The organism is Vibrio sp., assembly GCF_048266485.1.
Classification (GTDB): Bacteria; Pseudomonadota; Gammaproteobacteria; order Enterobacterales; family Vibrionaceae; genus Vibrio.
In genome coordinates, this window is the sequence record NZ_JBLWZK010000020.1 from 1 (window position 1) to 17538 (window position 17538).

Here is a 17538-nt window from a genome sequence, read left to right on the forward strand (position 1 = left end):
AAACATTACTTGAAACTCATTTTTGGACATTTTCGTGTTAGGTCCTTAACTCTAACGCATCTGTTTCGGATAAAAATTTCTATGGATTAACACCCGGTTAAACTGGTACTTTGCATTACTCCCTCTACATTAAGTCACTTGTAGCATTAGGAAAATGAGTAAGGGCCGTCTCATATCAAGTGGCGACTTGTAACTACTGAAATTATGCTGTTTAAAACACACCACTTTGTAGTCCTCACGCTGTACCCACAAAGAGATAAATTTACTTATTAAAGCCAAAAAACCTTGTATCAAAAACACACAATCCTTACATTTATGATACAAGAATTTAAAATTTTGTGATATTTCCGTGACGGAGAAAACGTTATGAAGACATTAGCGTTAACTATTCCGCAGGAAGCACCAGTTTGTATGGATGCACTTTTCGACTACGTCCGCACATGGCACTCCAACAGCTACGTTTATGAACTTGGACAACTTGAAATCAAAGTTGAAAAAGAAATTATCCAAAGCGAGCTAATGATATTTCGCGAACATTTTCCTTGGCTAAACACAAACATAATTAATTGACGAGAGTATTTTGAGTAGTACAAATTGTTCCCTAGGAGCCAAAGGTCATCTGGAGTATTCGCAGGATCAATAGAAATAACCCAAATCTCAATGGATGTATCAAAGTGAGATGTTGATACCAAAATTGGAGCCTAGATTTGGTATGGTGATGCCAAAGCGATAAACTGCATAATATATACACCTTATGGCTTTGGCAGTAACTGAACATGTTGAATATTGATGATCCAAGCAAAGTTGCTAAAACACCGGCCATTTGGCGCTTAGGTTTTCGGCCCTTTTTTCTTGGTGGGGCGATTATTGCTGCTCTCTACATCCCTTTGTGGGTGTTAACTTGGCTCCTACCAGCATACTCCTTATTTGAAGATACATTCTGGTCGCCAATCCTACCGTTGTGGTGGCACCCTCACGAATTGCTATTCGGATTTGCCATGGCAATTGTGTCAGGATTTTTGCTGACAGCAGTACAAAACTGGACAAATCAGCCATCTCTTAAAAATTGGCCATTAGCGCTAACATTTTCTTGTTGGGCGTTGGCACGCTTGAGCTTGCTCATCCCTACACCGCTCCCCATTATTCTGCCCGCCGTATTCGACATACTATTTTTAGGAATAGTTGGCTCCACCTTATGGAGGAGTATTTATAAGGTAAAACAGTGGCGCAATATTGGATTTCCACTGATGATTATTGTCGCATTATGTATCAATATTCTCAGTTACTATTCATTGTATGTCCGTGATTTTATTCTGGCACACCAAATTTGGCAGTCGATGCTTTGGTGGCTTTCGTTACTGATCACGATTGTTGGCGGTCGAGTGATTGGCTTCTTTACTGCAATGAGATTGAATGCAATCAAGCAACCCGCATTACCTTGGGTAGAATATCCGTTATTACTGATCATGCTCACGCTGGTTTTACAAGCATTATTCGAGCTATTACCAAGTGCATTTATCCAAGTGCTGCTATTCATTGCGGGTGTACTCCACCTGATCAGAGCTTCTCGCTGGATGCCGCTAAAATCTTTCAGGGAACCACTGCTTTGGTCCTTACACATTGCTTATTTTACGTTGCCAATAAGCTTACTGATGATGAGCTGGTATTTTAACGACGAATTTGCTTATCGCTGTCTGCTACACTTATTCGCAATTGGCGGCATGGCAATGCTTTGCCTATCAATGATTTCGCGAGTTTCACTCGGCCACACTGGGCGCAATATCTACCAAGGACCCAACATGCGAATCGCATTTATCTGTCTGCCTTTGGCTGCAATTTTTAGAGCCATCATGCCGATTTACTTTCCCAGCCAAACCCACCTTTGGCTATGGTTTGCAGCAGTGTTCTGGTTTGGTTCATTTGCCATTTTTGTGTACTACTACACCAAGATTTTAACGCGTCCAAGAGTTGATGGACGTCCAGGATGATGCAAAACACTTTGGATAAATTGAACGTGAGACCATCTATGAAAATAATGTCGCCTCTGAACCTAAAACTGTGGTTATTCATTTTGCTTGGTGCCTCCGGCAATGCTGTTGCAACCGATGGAACAACTGATATAGCTAAATCCTACCCAAAGCAGTACAAAACGTGGGAAGCAACGCAGGAGCAATCAGAGCGAGAAGATGTACTAGCAAACAACCCGCGAAATGTCATTCTTTGGGCAGGGTCTTCGTACGCCAAGGAATACCACACACCTCGTGGCCATCAATTTGCTGTAGCCGACGTGAGTCATACACTCCGAACCGGCGTTGCGCCAAAGGCAGGAGAGAAAGGGCTATCTGCGAGTTGCTGGACATGTAAAACTCCGGATGCGCCACGCCTGATAGGCGAACTTGGCTTTGAAGGTTATGCAGCGAAAAACTTTACCGATTTAGGCTCTGAAATAAAAAATGTGGTGTATTGCAGTGACTGTCATGAATCTGGCTCAGAAAAGCTAACGTTGCCGCGCCCTCACGCCCGTGACGCGATGGCCAAAATCCATCAACCCTTTGAACAGCAAAGTGCCACAGTTCAAGGTGCTCAAGTCTGCGGGCAATGCCACGTTACTTATTATTTTCGCCCAGAAAAGAGCAATGTTGTTAACATCCCTTGGATCTTTGGTAATTCCGCTGATGACATAGAAAAATATTACGACACTCGTCGATTCTATGAGTGGATCCATCCGATTTCAAAAACGCCAATGCTTAAAGCTCGTCATCCAGAGTATGAACACTGGAATCGCAGTAAACATGCGGAACTTGGTGTAACCTGCGTCACCTGTCACATGCCTGAAGCAATCGATGAAAATGGTAAAGCATTTACTAACCATAAAGTTGATAAGGCCATGCCCTACTTTAAGAGCAGTTGCAAAGGCTGTCATAGCAGCCAAGAAAAAATGAAGCAACGCCTTACGAACTTGAAGCACGAGATAAATGCTATGGCAAAAGACGTAGAAGAACTACTGGTTAAGGCGCACTATGAGGCCAAAGCCGCATGGGTCGCCGGCGCGAATTGGGAACAGATGAATGACGCCATAATGGACATTCGTCACAGCCAATGGCGCTGGGATTTTGCCATGTCATCACACGGAATTTACGCTCATAACCCAGAGGAAGGTAGACAGCTGCTCAATAAAGCTATCGAACAGGCAAAGAGCGCACGTAGCTCTTTGTCAAAAATATTGAAGCAACTCAAAGTCGAGCATGTCTATTATCCCGACATCAGTAGCAAAGCCAAAGCCCAACAAGCCGTGGGGATAGATGAAGCAGAATTAGTCCGTGAGAAAAAGGCGTTCATTGAGGAAGAAATCAATAAGCACTGGGATCCGGTTGCCCAGCGCGGTTACTAACTAACTGCATGATATTCCCCATCCTGATATTTAGGGATGGGGAATAAGCTGGATTTTCTTCATGCCTCTGCAACTTTTTAACACTGATTATGTTTAAAAATGTCATTTCAGTCCAAGCCGCCTCGCGAGCTTATGTAAATTGCTAGGGTCAAGCTTTAATAAACGGGCTGCTTCCGCCCAATTATCTTGTGTTGCTGCCAAAGTCTGTTGGATAAACTGACGTTGGAAATCTTCGATACTGTCCTTTAATGAACGTCCAGAGAGCACTGACGGTTCAGGCGACGTGCTATCGAGAGCTTGACTAAAATCACGAGGATACGTAAGCAATTCTTGATCCAAATGACGCGGTTCAATGGTCACAATTTCGGTCTTATTGGCACCTTGACTTACAGTACGCAAAGCTGCTCGACTGATAACATGTTCTAGCTCACGTACATTCCCAGGCCATGGATAGCGCTGCAACAACTGCTCCGTCGCAGGTGCCAAACGTAAACTGCGAAAACTGAAGCGACTACGATTCAATTCCACAAAATAACCCGCTAACAACAGGATATCATCTCCGCGTTCTCTTAGTGGCGGAATGACCACCGGATACACGGACAGGCGATGGTATAAATCGGCACGAAAATCTCCTCGTTTGACCATCTCTGCCAAGTCCCGGTTCGTGGCGGCAACAATACGCACATCTACTTTTATTGGTTTATCTGCGCCTAAGCGCTGGATTTCACCGTTTTGTAGTGTTCTCAATAGCTTGGCTTGAACGGTCAACGGCAGCTCACCTATTTCATCAAGAAACAACGTGCCACCATCGGCAGATTCCACGCGACCAGCACGTTCTGATGCGGCCCCAGAAAATGCACCTTTGACATGGCCGAACAACTCACTTTCAACCAATGTTTCCGGCAGAGCAGCACAATTGACGTGGATCATTGGAGCAACTTTACGCTGGGAACGCTGATGTAAGCGCCAGGCAAATAGCTCTTTACCAACGCCCGTTTCCCCTTGGAGTAATACAGGTAGATCTGAAGTCGCCACAACATCTAGCTCTTTCAATAAGTTTTGTACCTGTGGATGCTGCCCAATCAGCTCTTGACTAGCGGAAATGCTACCATTGTCCTGTTTCAGTTGCTCATCAAACTGTCGTAATGCCCGCATTTCACTTTCAAGTCGATTAACTCTTAGGATGGTTTCACAATACACCGCAAGTTGCGGTATGAACGCTATCTGCTCGGCGCTAAAATGGCCTTTATACAGGGAGTCAAGCGTTAACACCCCCCAACATTTACCATCGGGCCATAAACTAATGCCCATACAGTCATGTACCGGCAGCGGCACTCCTTGCTGCGTAGCTAACAATCCATCATAGGGATCTGGTAAAGCACTGTCGGGAGCAAAATGTACTAGTTTGCGTTGCGATAAAATGGCCGACAACCGTGGATGATGAGCCACTGCAAAACGGCGTCCACTGGTTGTAGTCACTAAACCTGCGAGCGCCACAGGTTTCAGAATGTCGCCATCAAGTTGTAGCAGTCCGACCGCGTTACAGTCTAACAACTGTTGAACCTGATCAACGAAACGCTGTAAGCGAACCGGCGGTGACAACTCGTGCTTTAAGTCACCAAAATCTAATGGGAATAACATGGTTTATTTTACCCCAATGGTAAATTATACCCGTAATTATAGGGTAAAATTCACCATATAAAAATATTCATTTCTATATATTTCAACTAATTAACACTTGGCACGTCGTTTGATATAGACCAAGCAGAACAGTGAACGCCTCAGTATGAATTACCCCGTAACGACGTCACTGCTTTGGCATCACATCTCGGTGATTGCATTTTCATTTTCAGGAGTTGAAGTTTATGAATGAACAGCAAAAAGCTTTGGTTCGCGCGACAATACCAGTATTACAAAGCAGCGGTGTCGCCTTAACAAGCCATTTCTATCAACGGATGCTAAGCCATAATCCCGAACTAAAACACATCTTCAATCAGGGGCATCAGAGCGCCGGTCGTCAACAACAAGCACTGGCAGGTGCCGTGCTAGCCTACGCTCAACATATCGATGATCCCTCAGTATTACTCCCTGTGGTCGAACGTATTGCCCATAAACATGTGAGCTTAGGTATTCGCGCTGAGCACTATGCGATTGTTGGCAAACATTTATTGGCCAGTATTCAAGAAGTCCTCGGCGACGCGGCCTCCGCCGAATTGATTGATGCTTGGGCGGCAGCCTATGGCGAATTAGCACAATTGTTTATTGGGTTGGAAAATACGCTTTATCAGCAAAGTGTTGATAACACTGGTGGTTGGAGTGGCTGGAAACCCTTCCGTATCGTGCGCAAACAGCCTGAAAGTGACGAAATAACATCTTTCTATCTGCAACCTATTGATGGAGGCCGTCTGCCGAACTATCAACCCGGCCAGTATATTAGCGTCCGAGTATATGTTGAAGAGTTAGGGATTTTCCAACCTCGCCAATACAGCTTGTCAGACATTGCCGGTGGTAGTGCACTGCGTATTTCAGTTAAACGCCAAGGTGCCGGAGAAACCTCACCCGAAGGCAAAGTTTCCAATCTGCTGCACAGCCAATATGATGTGGGGCAGATTGTTGAGTTATCTGCGCCAGCAGGCGAATTCGTCCTACAACAATCTTCCGAACGTCCGGTAGTATTGCTCAGCGGAGGTGTCGGTATTACACCAATGATTGCTATTAGTCGTACGTTGGCACAACAAGGTAAGCGTGATATCCATTTCGTACATTCAGCGCGTAACCGTCATGTACATGCGTTTAGAGACGTCAGCGATTCATTGGCCGAAAACGGGGCAAAAGTACATTACTTCTATGATCAAACTGACGCACAGGATCAACATGCCCGCCCCGCACCATTTGCGTTAACCGATGTCCTACCTGAAGCACCACATGATGCAGAGTATTACCTGTGCGGTCCTGCTGCGTTTATGCGTCATTATCTTTCAGAGTTAAAAGCCCACGGTGTACCAGAAACGCAAATTTTCGCGGAAGCTTTTGGTTCTGGCGGCGTATAAACCATTTAGCCAAAGGGAGCATGAGCAGTCCCTTTTTAACATTATAAAGCAGCTCAAACATAACAAGACGCTTAACTAAATTAGTTGGGCGTCTTTTTGTATTCGAGTCGAACGGGCTTGCCACGGTGAATCGCCATTTATCAACTAGTCACTTTGTAGCATTACTAAAATTCGGTCAATCTGGTAAGGCCCGAGAAAATTAGATACTTTCGAAATCCTCAAAATACAGCTCCTCACACTCTGCTAGCGACTGAATTGCCACAGTCAAAGTAGCCACCTCTGTAGCATTACAAAAATTTGGTCATCAACCATGACTCGATAGCTATCAGCGAACGACGCCGAAACAAGGAATGGGGCAAAAGTATATCGACTTAATTTTTGCCCCGGTTGCATCACAGTAGTTAATGATTTTTGCGATTAATCCATACACTAGCAACCAACGTTGTGACAAGGATCAGTGCAACGACACCAAGCGAAATCGCAACGGGTATATGAATGAAATCAACCATTGTCATCTTTAGCCCGATGAACAGTAAAATGGCAGCAAGCCCATATTTAAGCAACGCGAACTTTTCTGCCATACCGACTAACAAGAAATACATCGCCCTCAGACCTAGAATCGCGAATAAGTTGGAGGTTAGTACAATAAAAGGATCTGTTGTGACAGCAAAAATCGCTGGAATGCTATCAAGGGCAAAAATGACATCACTCAGTTCAACCATCACCAAAGTCAAAAACAACGGTGTGGCGTACCAAAGACCATTATGTTTCACTAAGAAATGTTCATTTTCTAGTGTGTTAGTGACCCGTAGGCGTCGTTGTAACCATTTGATTAGTGGATTATCAGCGGTATTGGCTTGTTCATCACCACCGAAAAACATTTTGATCCCGGTAAAAACTAAAAAGGCACCGAATACATACAATAGCCAGTCAAATTGGGCAATTAACCAACTGCCCCCGAAGATCATTAATGTCCGTAATATAATAGCGCCTAACACGCCATAAACTAACACTCGGCGCTGTAAGGACGGTGGAACTGCAAAATAGTTAAACAGCATTAGCCAGACAAACAGGTTATCCACGGCCAAGGCCTTTTCAATCAAATACCCGGTTAAAAATGCGACAGACTGCTCTGTCGCTACTTCACGCCCAGTAGTATTAGCTAAATACCACCAAAGACCGGCGTTGAACGTTAATGATATTGATACCCAAATGATCGACCAGGCAGCAGCCTGTTTAACAGACATGCCATATTCGTCTCTGCGGCCTTGAATCATCAAATCAATAGCAAGCATCGTAAAAACTATGAGCGCAAAAAAGCCCCAGAGCATTGGTGTTCCGATTGTCGTCATAAAATAGCTACTCCTTAAAAACAAAATGGCCAACACAGAAAGTGTCAGCCATTGATTTTTGAGCAGCAATAGACCTCGCCTTCCGGCAAGGTCTCACTTACAACCTAACTAAACAGGCTGCTCGGAGACCGGATGCTTTAAGCATCGTGATGACGATCTACCGACAATGAAGTTACTCCCCTTTGCAGGACTAAATCTATAATGTGCCAAAAAACGAGTCAATCAAGTTTAGGATTATTTTGGTAAGGTCAACTCGCGAATACGAGTGCTGTCACTGGCACAGTCCCCTTTTCGCCGCATTACTAAAATTTGACTAGCGGGTATTACTTAGCCTGTCTGTGCGACAGCTCTGTAACGCACAATATGGTATATTAAACTACTAGCAGCCAGTGCCGCCATCACCGCTTCCACCATCGCAAAAACTTACTCCAACGCCGCCAGCATCCGCTTCACGTTTTACTGACCAACTATTGCCGACAAGATGTTTCAGCATTTCTTTCTCATTTACTGCGCCACACAAAGGGCATTGGATTTCTTCATTTGTAATCTGAAAAGGTAGACTCTGATGGCATTGAAAACATTGCCGATACATTGGCATCACTCCCTGTGGCCGACTCTAATTGCCAACACTCTGTATGATTACTGATACTTGGTCAACTAGAGCTAATGAAAACTGCTGTTACTTCTTGCGCTGTGAGGTAATCCCCCCTTAAATTAACTGACGTCAACAGTAGAATTTTCTCGTACGATATGCGCAGGAGATTCTTTATGAAAACATCAAAATTCACCGACAGCCAAATCATGTCGATCCTTAAACAAGCTGAAGCCGGAGCACCAGTTCCAGAACTGTGTCGCGAACATGGCATGAGCTCTGCGACGTTTTACAAATGGCGGGCTAAATTCGGAGGCATGGACGCATCACTCATGGCCCGACTAAGAGAGCTTGAAGCTGAAAATGCTCGTCTTAAAAAAATGTATGCCGAAGAGCGTTTAAAAGCCGAAATCATTCAGGAAGCGATGGCAAAAAAGTGGTAAAGCCGTCGCAACGTAAAGCGATGGCGCAACATGCAGTTGCCAATCGTCAAGTGACTATTCGCTTGGCCTGTGCTGCATTTTTTATCAGTGAAACCTGTTACTGATATCAACCGGTTAACGATGATGAAAATGCGCAGATCGCGGATTTACTTGTTGAGTTAACCGAGAAAGAAACCGATTGGGGCTTTGGGCAGTGCTTTCATTACCTCCGCAACGTCAAAGGTTTTGGTTGGAATCACAAGCGTGTATATCGAATTTACTGCGATTTGGCGTTAAATCTGCGGATAAAGCCCCGCAGAAGATTAAAACGAAACGCACCAGAGCCACTGAAAGAGCCAACTAAACCGAACCAAGTTTGGTCGATAGATTTTATGCATGACCAGTTAGCAGATGGTCGAAGCTATCGGTTATTTAATGTCATTGATGACTTTAAACGAGAAGGTCTTGCGATAGAAGCCGGGTTCTCGCTACCCGCGGTGCGGGTAATTCGGACGCTCAACCAACTCCTTGAATGGCGAACAACACCGAAGGCGATCCGTTGTGACAATGGGCCAGAGTTCATCAGTCACGAATTTACAGAATGGGCGAAAAAGCATGGGATCAGAATTGATTACATTCAACCTGGCAAGCCTCAGCAAAATGCTTACATCGAACGACATAACCGAACGATGAGATACAGTTGGGTCAGTAAACATTTATTTGATACGCTTGAAGACGTTCAGGACTACGCCACTAAATGGCTATGGTTCTATAATCATGAACGGCCACACAAAGCCAATGGAGGAAAGCCACCTTTGATGGCTGCTTAATCTCTACTTTTAACTACGGTTAAAAATGGGAGGATTACCGTGACACAGAATCTGCGCCCTACGACCTTACTTAAAACCTCTAAGGGGAAACATCAAATGGTAGAAAGCTGCCGATAACATTCTAATATCCGCCAATCGTTAAATTGATAATAAAATGCATGTGCCTGTGGATTTTCTATACTTATTTATGTCGATATCTTTCGGATGACCTTATGACCCAAAAAGATAAACTGCTTCGCTACTCACTGATATTATTGATTTACTTGTTCGGCTTGGCAGGTCAAATTCTCTACGGTTATTCTCGTCTGCAACAAACGACAGAATCACGCATTACATGGATTTATGACCAAATCCATATGGGAATTGCCGAAATTACCGATTTTTATGACAGAAAGTTCGTTCGTTATCTCCCAATGAAAAATTGTGAACGTTTCTTGTACGAATCCCAACCACTTTTACTTGCATCACCTTATATTCGTGCTGTCAGTGCCACGCACGGAGGGGTGATCATGTGCAGTTCGATCATGGGACCGGTTCTCAAACAGATTGATAATTGGCAGCCTTCAGGTAGGTATATCGAACTAAAATATGTTGAAAAAACGCCATTTTCTGACTTATTTCCTAAAAATCGCCAAAGTGTTTTAGCATTACATTTTGAACTGGACAATTACTATGGTCTTTATGTCGCCATTTATCCTGAATCACTGTACAAAATTCTAGGCAGCGCCGAGTTTGCAACAACATTTGTCAAGTTTGGAAATGCCACCCTTTATTCAAATGGGAATGTAACCCAAGAGAATAATAATTTAGGTGAAGGTGAATTATTTGCTGTTGGCAGTAACTATCGGATTGAAGATGTTTTAAAATATTCAGTTGAACACTATGGTGTTATTTCACTCATTTGGACCTTTATCATATTCGTTAGTGCAAAAAGTCTAGTGCACCATATGTACCAATTTAATCTCAACTATTGGCGTGTAAGACGTGCCATCAAACTCAAGCAGTTTCATCCTTATATTCAGCCTGTTGTTAATAAGTCAGGCGAAGTGACTGGTGGCGAAGTATTAGTGAGGTGGCACCATCCTAAAAGAGGCGTTATTTCACCGCTCCATTTTATTAACCGAGTAGAAGAAAACGGTCAAATCGTGGGCATTACTTCCGTACTCATGGATAAATGCGCAACCGCATTCGCGAAAGTTGATATGCCTGCAAGGGCACGGGATTTTCGGCTCGGTTTTAACGTATGCCCCATACAGTTTGATACGGAAGTGCTTGTCTCCGATATTCAAAACTTTCAAAAAAAAGTTGCAAAGAATCCTGTTAAATTAGTTATTGAATTGACTGAGCGTCAAGAATTTTCCTGTAATGAGAAATACATAGCTGCCATTCGTTCACTGAGAGAACAAGATGTACTCGTCGCTCTTGACGACTACGGGACTGGTCATTGCTCATTAAAGTATCTGCTTAACACTCAAGTGGATATGATTAAAATCGATATGATGTATGTGGCGACTATTGACAGTGGTAAAACCAAAATACTGGACAATATCATCAACCTTGCTCGTAGCCTTGATGTGCCACTGCTGGCTGAAGGTGTCGAAAATGACGTTCAATTCACCTATTTGAAAAACATGAAGATTGAACGCTATCAAGGATACTTTTTTGATAAGCCACTACCAATAGAAGAATTCATTGAAAAATACATCGCTCCGACCTCGATGAATGCTATTCAGAAAATGTACCTACAATCGTTAATTGCAGCATCAGAACACTCATTTCAGTAAATAAACTTCGTCAACGTAAGGACTAGAACATGAAAACCACCCTTAAAATGCGATTGTTAGCAGCAAGTATGTTGTCCGTTTTTTTGACGATTGTTCTGCTGGTTGCTATGTCTTCGTATTTCATTCGAACTAACGCTATGCATAGTACTGAGCGGGAAGTTAGAACGCTTATCGATACCTTTGCTAATGGCATGGGGACATGGCTGCAAGATAGGCAAAATGCAGTTGCCTCATTAGGTGCAACCATTCAGTCGAATCCGGATGTAGAGGTCACGCCATATTTACTCGAATTGCATAACGCGATGGGCTTTGGGCTAACTTATTACGGTGATGAGCAAGGCAATATGTATAGGCAGGACCCATCTCTACACGTTGATGGGTATGACCCTCGAGTTAGAAGCTGGTATAAAGGCGCCAAAGAAACTGGGCAATTTTTTGTTTCTGCGCCATATGTTAGCGCAACGATGAAAAAGCTGGTGATTACACTATCTCAACCCGTGCAGAAAAATGGACAGTTTGCTGGTGCTGCGGCAGCCAATGTGGCAATTGATACCCTGACAAGCTCAGTCAGAAAGCTCATTTTACCCGGGGATGGTTACGGAATTTTACTGCAAACCAATGGCGTTATTATCAGCCATCCTAATAGCCAGATGAACGATAAGTCCGTATCCAGCTTAGCTAGTCAGTTTACGGATGGCTGGTTGCGAGAGCGAGCTGCGGCAACGACGTTGACAGAGTTTAACTTTGAAGGAAGCCCTAAATTATTCTACGTTGCTAGTGTTCCGAATTCTGACTGGCGGTTACTTTTCGTATTGGATAAAGCGAGCATAATGTCAGAAGCGACATCCCTAGCATGGTGGATGTCGATTTCAGGTGTTGGGTTCTTAATACTATTTGCGTTAATGCTTTTAGCCGTTTTTAAGATGCAATTTGCAGACTTAGAGCGCGTGTCACAAGCTCTCAATGATATTTCTAAAGGTGAAGGTGACCTTACCGTTCGTATCCAAACTAAAAATTCTCATGATGAAATTGGTGTGCTCGCCGGAGGGTTTAACCAATTCGTTACTAACCTCCATGGACTTATTAGCCGTATGGGAGATATCGCGGACAAACTCGGTAGACAGTCGGATGATACCCAGCGAGCAGCCGAGCAAAACCAGCAACATATTGCGATACAGCAAGATGAAATTACTATGGTAGCCACAGCTGTAACCGAAATGGCGAGTGCCACAGAAGAAATTGCTAGTAATGCGGAGCTTACCGCGCAAACTTCACAAGAAGCGGTAAAACTAGCAATAGGTGGTCATCAGCAGGTGGAAAAAAGCCAATCATCTATTCGCAACTTAGCCACTGAAGTGGAAAATGCTGGACATATCATTGGTGAGCTCAACGACCATTCGCAGAAAATTAATGGTATTTTGCTGGCCATTAGCGGCATCGCGGAACAAACCAACCTGTTAGCATTGAATGCAGCAATTGAAGCTGCACGCGCCGGAGAACAAGGCCGTGGATTTGCTGTTGTTGCGGATGAAGTCCGAGTGCTATCACAGCGTACTCATGCCTCGACTCAAGAGATTCAGGTGATGATAGAAACGCTTCAGCACACTGCGGCTAAAGCCGTTTCATCAATGGAGTACAGCCATAAAATGGCTGAAACCAGTGTTGATGACGTTGAAATCGCAAGCGCTAGTCTGCAACAAATTAATAGTGCTATTACCCAAATTTCCGAGATGGCGACGCAAATAGCAACTGCGGCTGAAGAGCAAACCTCAGTCACAAGCGAAATCAACCGTAACACTGAAGCTATTCGGGAAGTATCAACTGGACTGTCTAATGAAGCTGAAGTGGCAACAGCTAAAGCTCAACAGTTATCAGAACTGGCGAATGCACTACAAAGTGAAGTGAGGCGATTTAAACTGTAAAAAAGAAATGCAGCCTGCATCTGCTCATCGGTTGGGGCTGCATTAATCACTATTGCCTAGATGAAGCTAACGAGGTTCCATATGTATTGGCTTAACTGTAACCTGATCTCACAGTTTCCTGCACATCTAGCACGATGAATCTCAAAATTGGTAATTAAACTCAACACGTTGATCTCCATCCATAAAATCTACATGTTCGTTAAAGTTCGCAAAGTATCGCACGTTAAGTCTTGGACTGATCTGATAACTAAGAGCAAGTTCGTGCGTGAGAATATGACTATGCCCTAAACCATAATAATTGTCTTTATAAGTTTCTGAACCAGAAATAGTGGTCAACCAGAATGGGTTGTAATTTAGCCAAATTTTGTCACTTATTTGAAACTTACTATACATACCCACCAAAACATAGATCCCCATGATAGAATAGCCACTATCAATTGAGCCATCATCTTCTATTGCATTTTCACCAACGGATACCCCTGCTCGCATCGTTTGCATCATTCTTTTGCCTTCCAACGAATGGTTTAACATGTTGTGTGGGGATGAGGGCAACCTTAAACCCCAGTTCTTGGAAGATTCTTCCCCAGTGATGCGATGTTGCACACGACTCCATGGCAATAGTCGTCTTTTCAGGCAATTGACGGATGGTATCAAGTAGAGACTTTCCGATTGGATAAAATCGCCCCAGAGATACTTAATACGCATACTTGAAAAGAATTTTTGGCTAAATCAATACCAACAACCTTGATAGACATGTTACTTACTCCTGCTCTGACTTGTACCTAAAGTTTGGTACAGCGACGCTAGAAAGGAGGTGCGTCCATCACATCAAAGCCCATAAAATACAAAAATTAGTAAATTACACTAATTTAAATTAATACTAAGTCTAGTTTTTATATAATAAAAAAGCATATATAGTTCTCCTCGTCGATAACGACTATTCAATATAAATGGATTTTTTATGATCAAAGTTAATCGATTATTAACATTAGGGGTATTAATTTTAATCCCCAACATTGGTTATTCTGCAGTAGATGACACCAATGAATACTCTGCAATATGTAATAGTTGTTCACCTAAGGATATGAATTTACTTGCAGCCAGCATGACTACACAATATGTAAGCCCTAATGACAGCAAGCACAATATCACTAAGATATTACATATTATTGATATGGATCGAAGTACTGTTACGTCATATAGCATGGCTAAGCAAATGATCTATTTACCTTACTTAAACCCTCCTACTTATGATTATGTCCCTCGGTACTACCCAATCAACACTAGTAGTGAATTTAACGAGAAGGCTGTATCACTATTCAATAAATATAGACAGTTATCCCAAGAAGCTGCTTCTATAACTATCCCTACTGAAGTTATGGGGGGCTCATGGGAATGGGTTGGCTGTTCATATTGTGAAAATGATATTGAAGATTATTTGAATCGTACTGGCAACTTTAAAACCACTACGATGGAAGTAAAAAATATTCTTCGCTGGATCAATGTAATAAGTGGCGATATCAATGGTCCTTACACTATACCATTGGCTGATGGTGGTAAGATTGTTATAGAAATTCAATTAATCAATGGTGCTGATGATGCAGAAAAAACCGTCAGAATTAAAATCATTGAAGTCATTGATAAGATGAATAACACAGTTCCACCTACTCGTTCGCAGTCAGAAGCTATAGGTCTTAAAGGCGAGTGGAATCATTACTACCAAGAAATGGATCGCTTTTTATGGAAATATGGCCTTCATATGGTCAATGTTCCCGGCGTTCCCGGCGGTTCTGTTGTAATTCGTGATTGCCGACCACCGGGACAAACATCTCCAGAAACGTTGCCACCATGTGAAGGTGGTCAATAGATAATTTACCTAAACAAATCAGCGGCAAAAGTCCGCTGATTTTTTATATCCAATTAGTCCTCTTAACTAACCAGTCACCCCCTTAACTGCTTGCCTCACTGATTTACAGCCCTGACCATGAACGCCATCACGCTTATTGCTGACCTACGTCGGCGCATTGATAACCTGCTGCGCTTGGGTACTGTTGAAGCAGTCCGAGCCGGCGAGTGCCGCGTTAAATCTGGCGAATTGCTCACGAACTGGCGGCCGTATCTCACCCAACGCGCTGGCAATGGGTATGAAGAACCTGGGTTCATCATTACGGCCATGATATCAGGTTCATTGATTGCAGCACCAACACGCTTGATGATTTTGATTAGAAAGGCATCATATTCAGCTTCTCGCACGCCTAATGCCAGCAACTCTTCCAGCATGATGGCCACTTTCTGCCCGTTGGGTGTTGCTAGAGAATAGAGTTGGAGTTTGTGGTTTCCTACTGGCAAGCTCTCATCATATCTCGCGCCAGCAGTCGGTCTATTACCCGCGATTTCTTGATGCTTTTCCTCAACTAGAGCAGACCACCTTATTAGATATGCTTCGATATGAAGCATGAGCAGAACACTCATTTACGACATTAGCCAAATTAGGTCAACATCATTTCTAATGGCTAAGTGCTTTTGGGCGAGCGTAACTCACAATGGGGCATAACTGTTTTACAAATGCGTTGCTATCATCATAACGTTCGAGATTTATCGATACCGAAATCTTCGGGCGGGAATTCCTGATCTTTATCGAACATAATGGTGCTTCGTCTAAGCTCCCGTAGTGAAGATATGGCGTGTCTGAAACAATCTTCACATAAATCTAAGTGGTATGCAGTGCCGTCAGTCTTCGAGCCGTAGCCCCATTGGGCTTTTAGTTCACCAACTTCTTCATACTTTTGACCGTTTACCTCAATCATGACACTGCTACCGCAGACGTCACATACTCGATCCACAACGATACTAATTAGCTGTTCTTCGTAAAGTTTCATTCTGTTCCTAGCGCGGCCTGATACTGTAATCCACCATGATACATTGTCATGATCCCGTCAACAGGATCTCGCGTCGTACGAATCAAAAGGGTAGGTATTGGCATAACAAGTAGCTAAAAACGATGCGTTTTCCCCCTCTTATCTAAAATATTTTTCTTGCGCATGTTATTGCTTGAAAAATAGCCGTCCCTTTACTGTCCCTTAGATTTTTTCTGTGCTGGTCTGTACACAGGCATCACGAGCAATAGCCTGTGTCGGCGACTCTGCGAGTCGTCCCTACACCATTCTGGTAGGGACGACTCGAACAAAAACAGCTCAGAAAAAACCTCCCGAAAATTCGGGGGGACTTTTCAGCATTTAGTTATTGCATTCTGTGAGATATTCAAATCTGGCAGCGCATGCCGCGATTCATTATCGATAGTAATGGTCCACACCTGGGCGCCATCGAGCTACGGTGCATTCGGGGATGCCCCGAGAGGCACGTAATCCATCTGACGTTTTGGGTTTACCGTCAGAAGCCTCAGAGGATAGTCGTGTAGTTCCTATACGCGCGGAGCCGTAGATGACTCCGTCTATCTGAACTGGTATGCGCTGCCAACCTAACATTACTGATTTCCACTCATTCCAATATCGTCAAATGCTAAATCGGAACCCCAAAGGGGCCCCCCGCTTTGCGCCCCAAACAGCGGGGCGATTTAGCATCTTGACCATATTGTTCATTCGTAGAGCCGCTGTCGTTAGCGGTAAAGCACACCACCTCAGGCATAGCGCCTGAGTTTCTGGCTTTACCACTGAACGAGGACACTAAAATGAAAACTTCATCAACACGCGAACAAAACATCAAACAGTATTTTGATAAAGCAGCAGAGATTGAGTACAGCCTCTTGCCTAAAGCTAAGACAAAGCATAACGAAATAACACTAAAAGAGTTAATCGCTACTGATCAGCTTTTTCGTGTACGTTCTGGCCGTTGCTGGCAGCTTTGGATTTTGCGCAAGGGCATTGCTATGCCAGTAATGCAGAGGAGGGGAGGTTGCTTTGTGGTGAGTATTGAGTTTACTGAATTTAGTGCGTACCAAGAGACGCTGTGTTAGTTTCTTCGGTAGCACAGAGGTAGCACCAGCAAAAAATGCTAATTTTTTTGCATTTTTGATACTCGGGCCAAAAAACAAAAAAGCCTGTAAAAACAGGCTCTTTTGAGGAATTTGATGGTGGCCCCTCACGGACTTGAACCGTGGACCTAACGATTATGAGTCGTGTGCTCTAACCAACTGAGCTATGGGGCCAAATTGTTGCACGATTATAGGGGAATGAGT

At 43.6% G+C, this 17538-nt stretch carries 12 protein-coding genes, 1 tRNA gene and 3 pseudogenes; 9 read left to right on the forward strand and 7 right to left on the reverse strand.

All coding sequences use genetic code 11. The annotated features are described in order from the left end of the window. The first annotated feature begins 366 nt into the window (after nucleotides 1–366). From ACN0T8_RS15220 to ACN0T8_RS15230, 3 genes are all read left to right on the forward strand, one after another. The gene (locus ACN0T8_RS15220; protein ID WP_275482505.1) at nucleotides 367–570 is read left to right on the forward strand and encodes a hypothetical protein; all 204 of its coding nucleotides are present in this window, start codon (nucleotides 367–369) and stop codon (nucleotides 568–570) included. 206 nt (nucleotides 571–776) lie between these two features. Beyond that, the gene (locus tag ACN0T8_RS15225) at nucleotides 777–1988 is read left to right on the forward strand and encodes an NnrS family protein (RefSeq protein WP_417881471.1); all 1212 of its coding nucleotides are present in this window, start codon (nucleotides 777–779) and stop codon (nucleotides 1986–1988) included. A 47-nt stretch (nucleotides 1989–2035) separates the two neighbouring features. Next, entirely contained in the window at nucleotides 2036–3391 is a 1356-nt protein-coding gene (locus tag ACN0T8_RS15230) for an ammonia-forming cytochrome c nitrite reductase subunit c552 (protein WP_417761347.1), read from the forward strand. A 102-nt stretch (nucleotides 3392–3493) separates the two neighbouring features. Here the strand turns inward: ACN0T8_RS15230 and norR are convergent, their stop codons facing one another. Next, on the reverse strand, nucleotides 3494–5032 hold the full coding sequence (gene norR / locus ACN0T8_RS15235) for a nitric oxide reductase transcriptional regulator NorR (protein ID WP_275482502.1): 1539 nt from the start codon (nucleotides 5030–5032) through the stop codon (nucleotides 3494–3496). Between the two features lie 224 nt (nucleotides 5033–5256). Between norR and hmpA the strand changes: the two genes are divergently transcribed. Beyond that, entirely contained in the window at nucleotides 5257–6441 is a 1185-nt protein-coding gene (hmpA, locus tag ACN0T8_RS15240; RefSeq protein WP_275482501.1) for an NO-inducible flavohemoprotein, read from the forward strand. A gap of 401 nt (nucleotides 6442–6842) precedes the next feature. Here the strand turns inward: hmpA and ACN0T8_RS15245 are convergent, their stop codons facing one another. Further along, on the reverse strand, nucleotides 6843–7793 hold the full coding sequence (locus ACN0T8_RS15245; protein WP_133040660.1) for a TerC family protein: 951 nt from the start codon (nucleotides 7791–7793) through the stop codon (nucleotides 6843–6845). A gap of 768 nt (nucleotides 7794–8561) precedes the next feature. On the opposite strand from ACN0T8_RS15245, the pseudogene ACN0T8_RS15250 reads away from it, so the two are divergent. From ACN0T8_RS15250 to ACN0T8_RS15260, 3 genes and pseudogenes are all read left to right on the forward strand, one after another. Beyond that, nucleotides 8562–9637: pseudogene (locus ACN0T8_RS15250) on the forward strand (IS3 family transposase). A gap of 212 nt (nucleotides 9638–9849) precedes the next feature. Beyond that, on the forward strand, nucleotides 9850–11421 hold the full coding sequence (locus ACN0T8_RS15255) for an EAL domain-containing protein (protein ID WP_417761216.1): 1572 nt from the start codon (nucleotides 9850–9852) through the stop codon (nucleotides 11419–11421). A 29-nt stretch (nucleotides 11422–11450) separates the two neighbouring features. After that, on the forward strand, nucleotides 11451–13343 hold the full coding sequence (locus ACN0T8_RS15260) for a methyl-accepting chemotaxis protein (RefSeq protein ID WP_417761217.1): 1893 nt from the start codon (nucleotides 11451–11453) through the stop codon (nucleotides 13341–13343). Between the two features lie 141 nt (nucleotides 13344–13484). Here ACN0T8_RS15260 and ACN0T8_RS15265 read toward each other — a convergent pair whose 3' ends face one another. Together ACN0T8_RS15265 and ACN0T8_RS15270 are read right to left on the reverse strand one after the other, a co-directional pair. Beyond that, nucleotides 13485–13946 (reverse strand): hypothetical protein, encoded by a 462-nt coding sequence (locus tag ACN0T8_RS15265; protein WP_417881472.1) that lies wholly within the window; start codon nucleotides 13944–13946, stop codon nucleotides 13485–13487. Then, a pseudogene (locus ACN0T8_RS15270) lies at nucleotides 13828–14098 on the reverse strand (IS110 family transposase); the annotation flags it as partial. The pseudogene ACN0T8_RS15270 and the gene ACN0T8_RS15265, both read right to left, overlap by 119 nt. Before the next feature lie 206 nt (nucleotides 14099–14304). On the opposite strand from ACN0T8_RS15270, the gene ACN0T8_RS15275 reads away from it, so the two are divergent. Continuing rightward, on the forward strand, nucleotides 14305–15210 hold the full coding sequence (locus tag ACN0T8_RS15275) for a hypothetical protein (protein WP_417761219.1): 906 nt from the start codon (nucleotides 14305–14307) through the stop codon (nucleotides 15208–15210). A gap of 347 nt (nucleotides 15211–15557) precedes the next feature. On the opposite strand, the pseudogene ACN0T8_RS15280 reads toward ACN0T8_RS15275, so the two are convergent. Together ACN0T8_RS15280 and ACN0T8_RS15285 are read right to left on the reverse strand one after the other, a co-directional pair. After that, nucleotides 15558–15776, reverse strand: a pseudogene (locus ACN0T8_RS15280) (glutathione-dependent disulfide-bond oxidoreductase); the annotation flags it as partial. Between the two features lie 146 nt (nucleotides 15777–15922). Further along, the gene (locus ACN0T8_RS15285; protein WP_417761220.1) at nucleotides 15923–16222 is read right to left on the reverse strand and encodes a hypothetical protein; all 300 of its coding nucleotides are present in this window, start codon (nucleotides 16220–16222) and stop codon (nucleotides 15923–15925) included. Between the two features lie 809 nt (nucleotides 16223–17031). On the opposite strand from ACN0T8_RS15285, the gene ACN0T8_RS15290 reads away from it, so the two are divergent. After that, complete coding sequence (locus ACN0T8_RS15290; protein ID WP_417761221.1) at nucleotides 17032–17316, forward strand: hypothetical protein; 285 nt, start codon at nucleotides 17032–17034, stop codon at nucleotides 17314–17316. Nucleotides 17317–17431: 115 nt separating this feature from the next. Here the strand turns inward: ACN0T8_RS15290 and ACN0T8_RS15295 are convergent. Further along, nucleotides 17432–17508, reverse strand: a tRNA-Ile gene (locus ACN0T8_RS15295). Nucleotides 17509–17538: the final 30 nt, after the last annotated feature.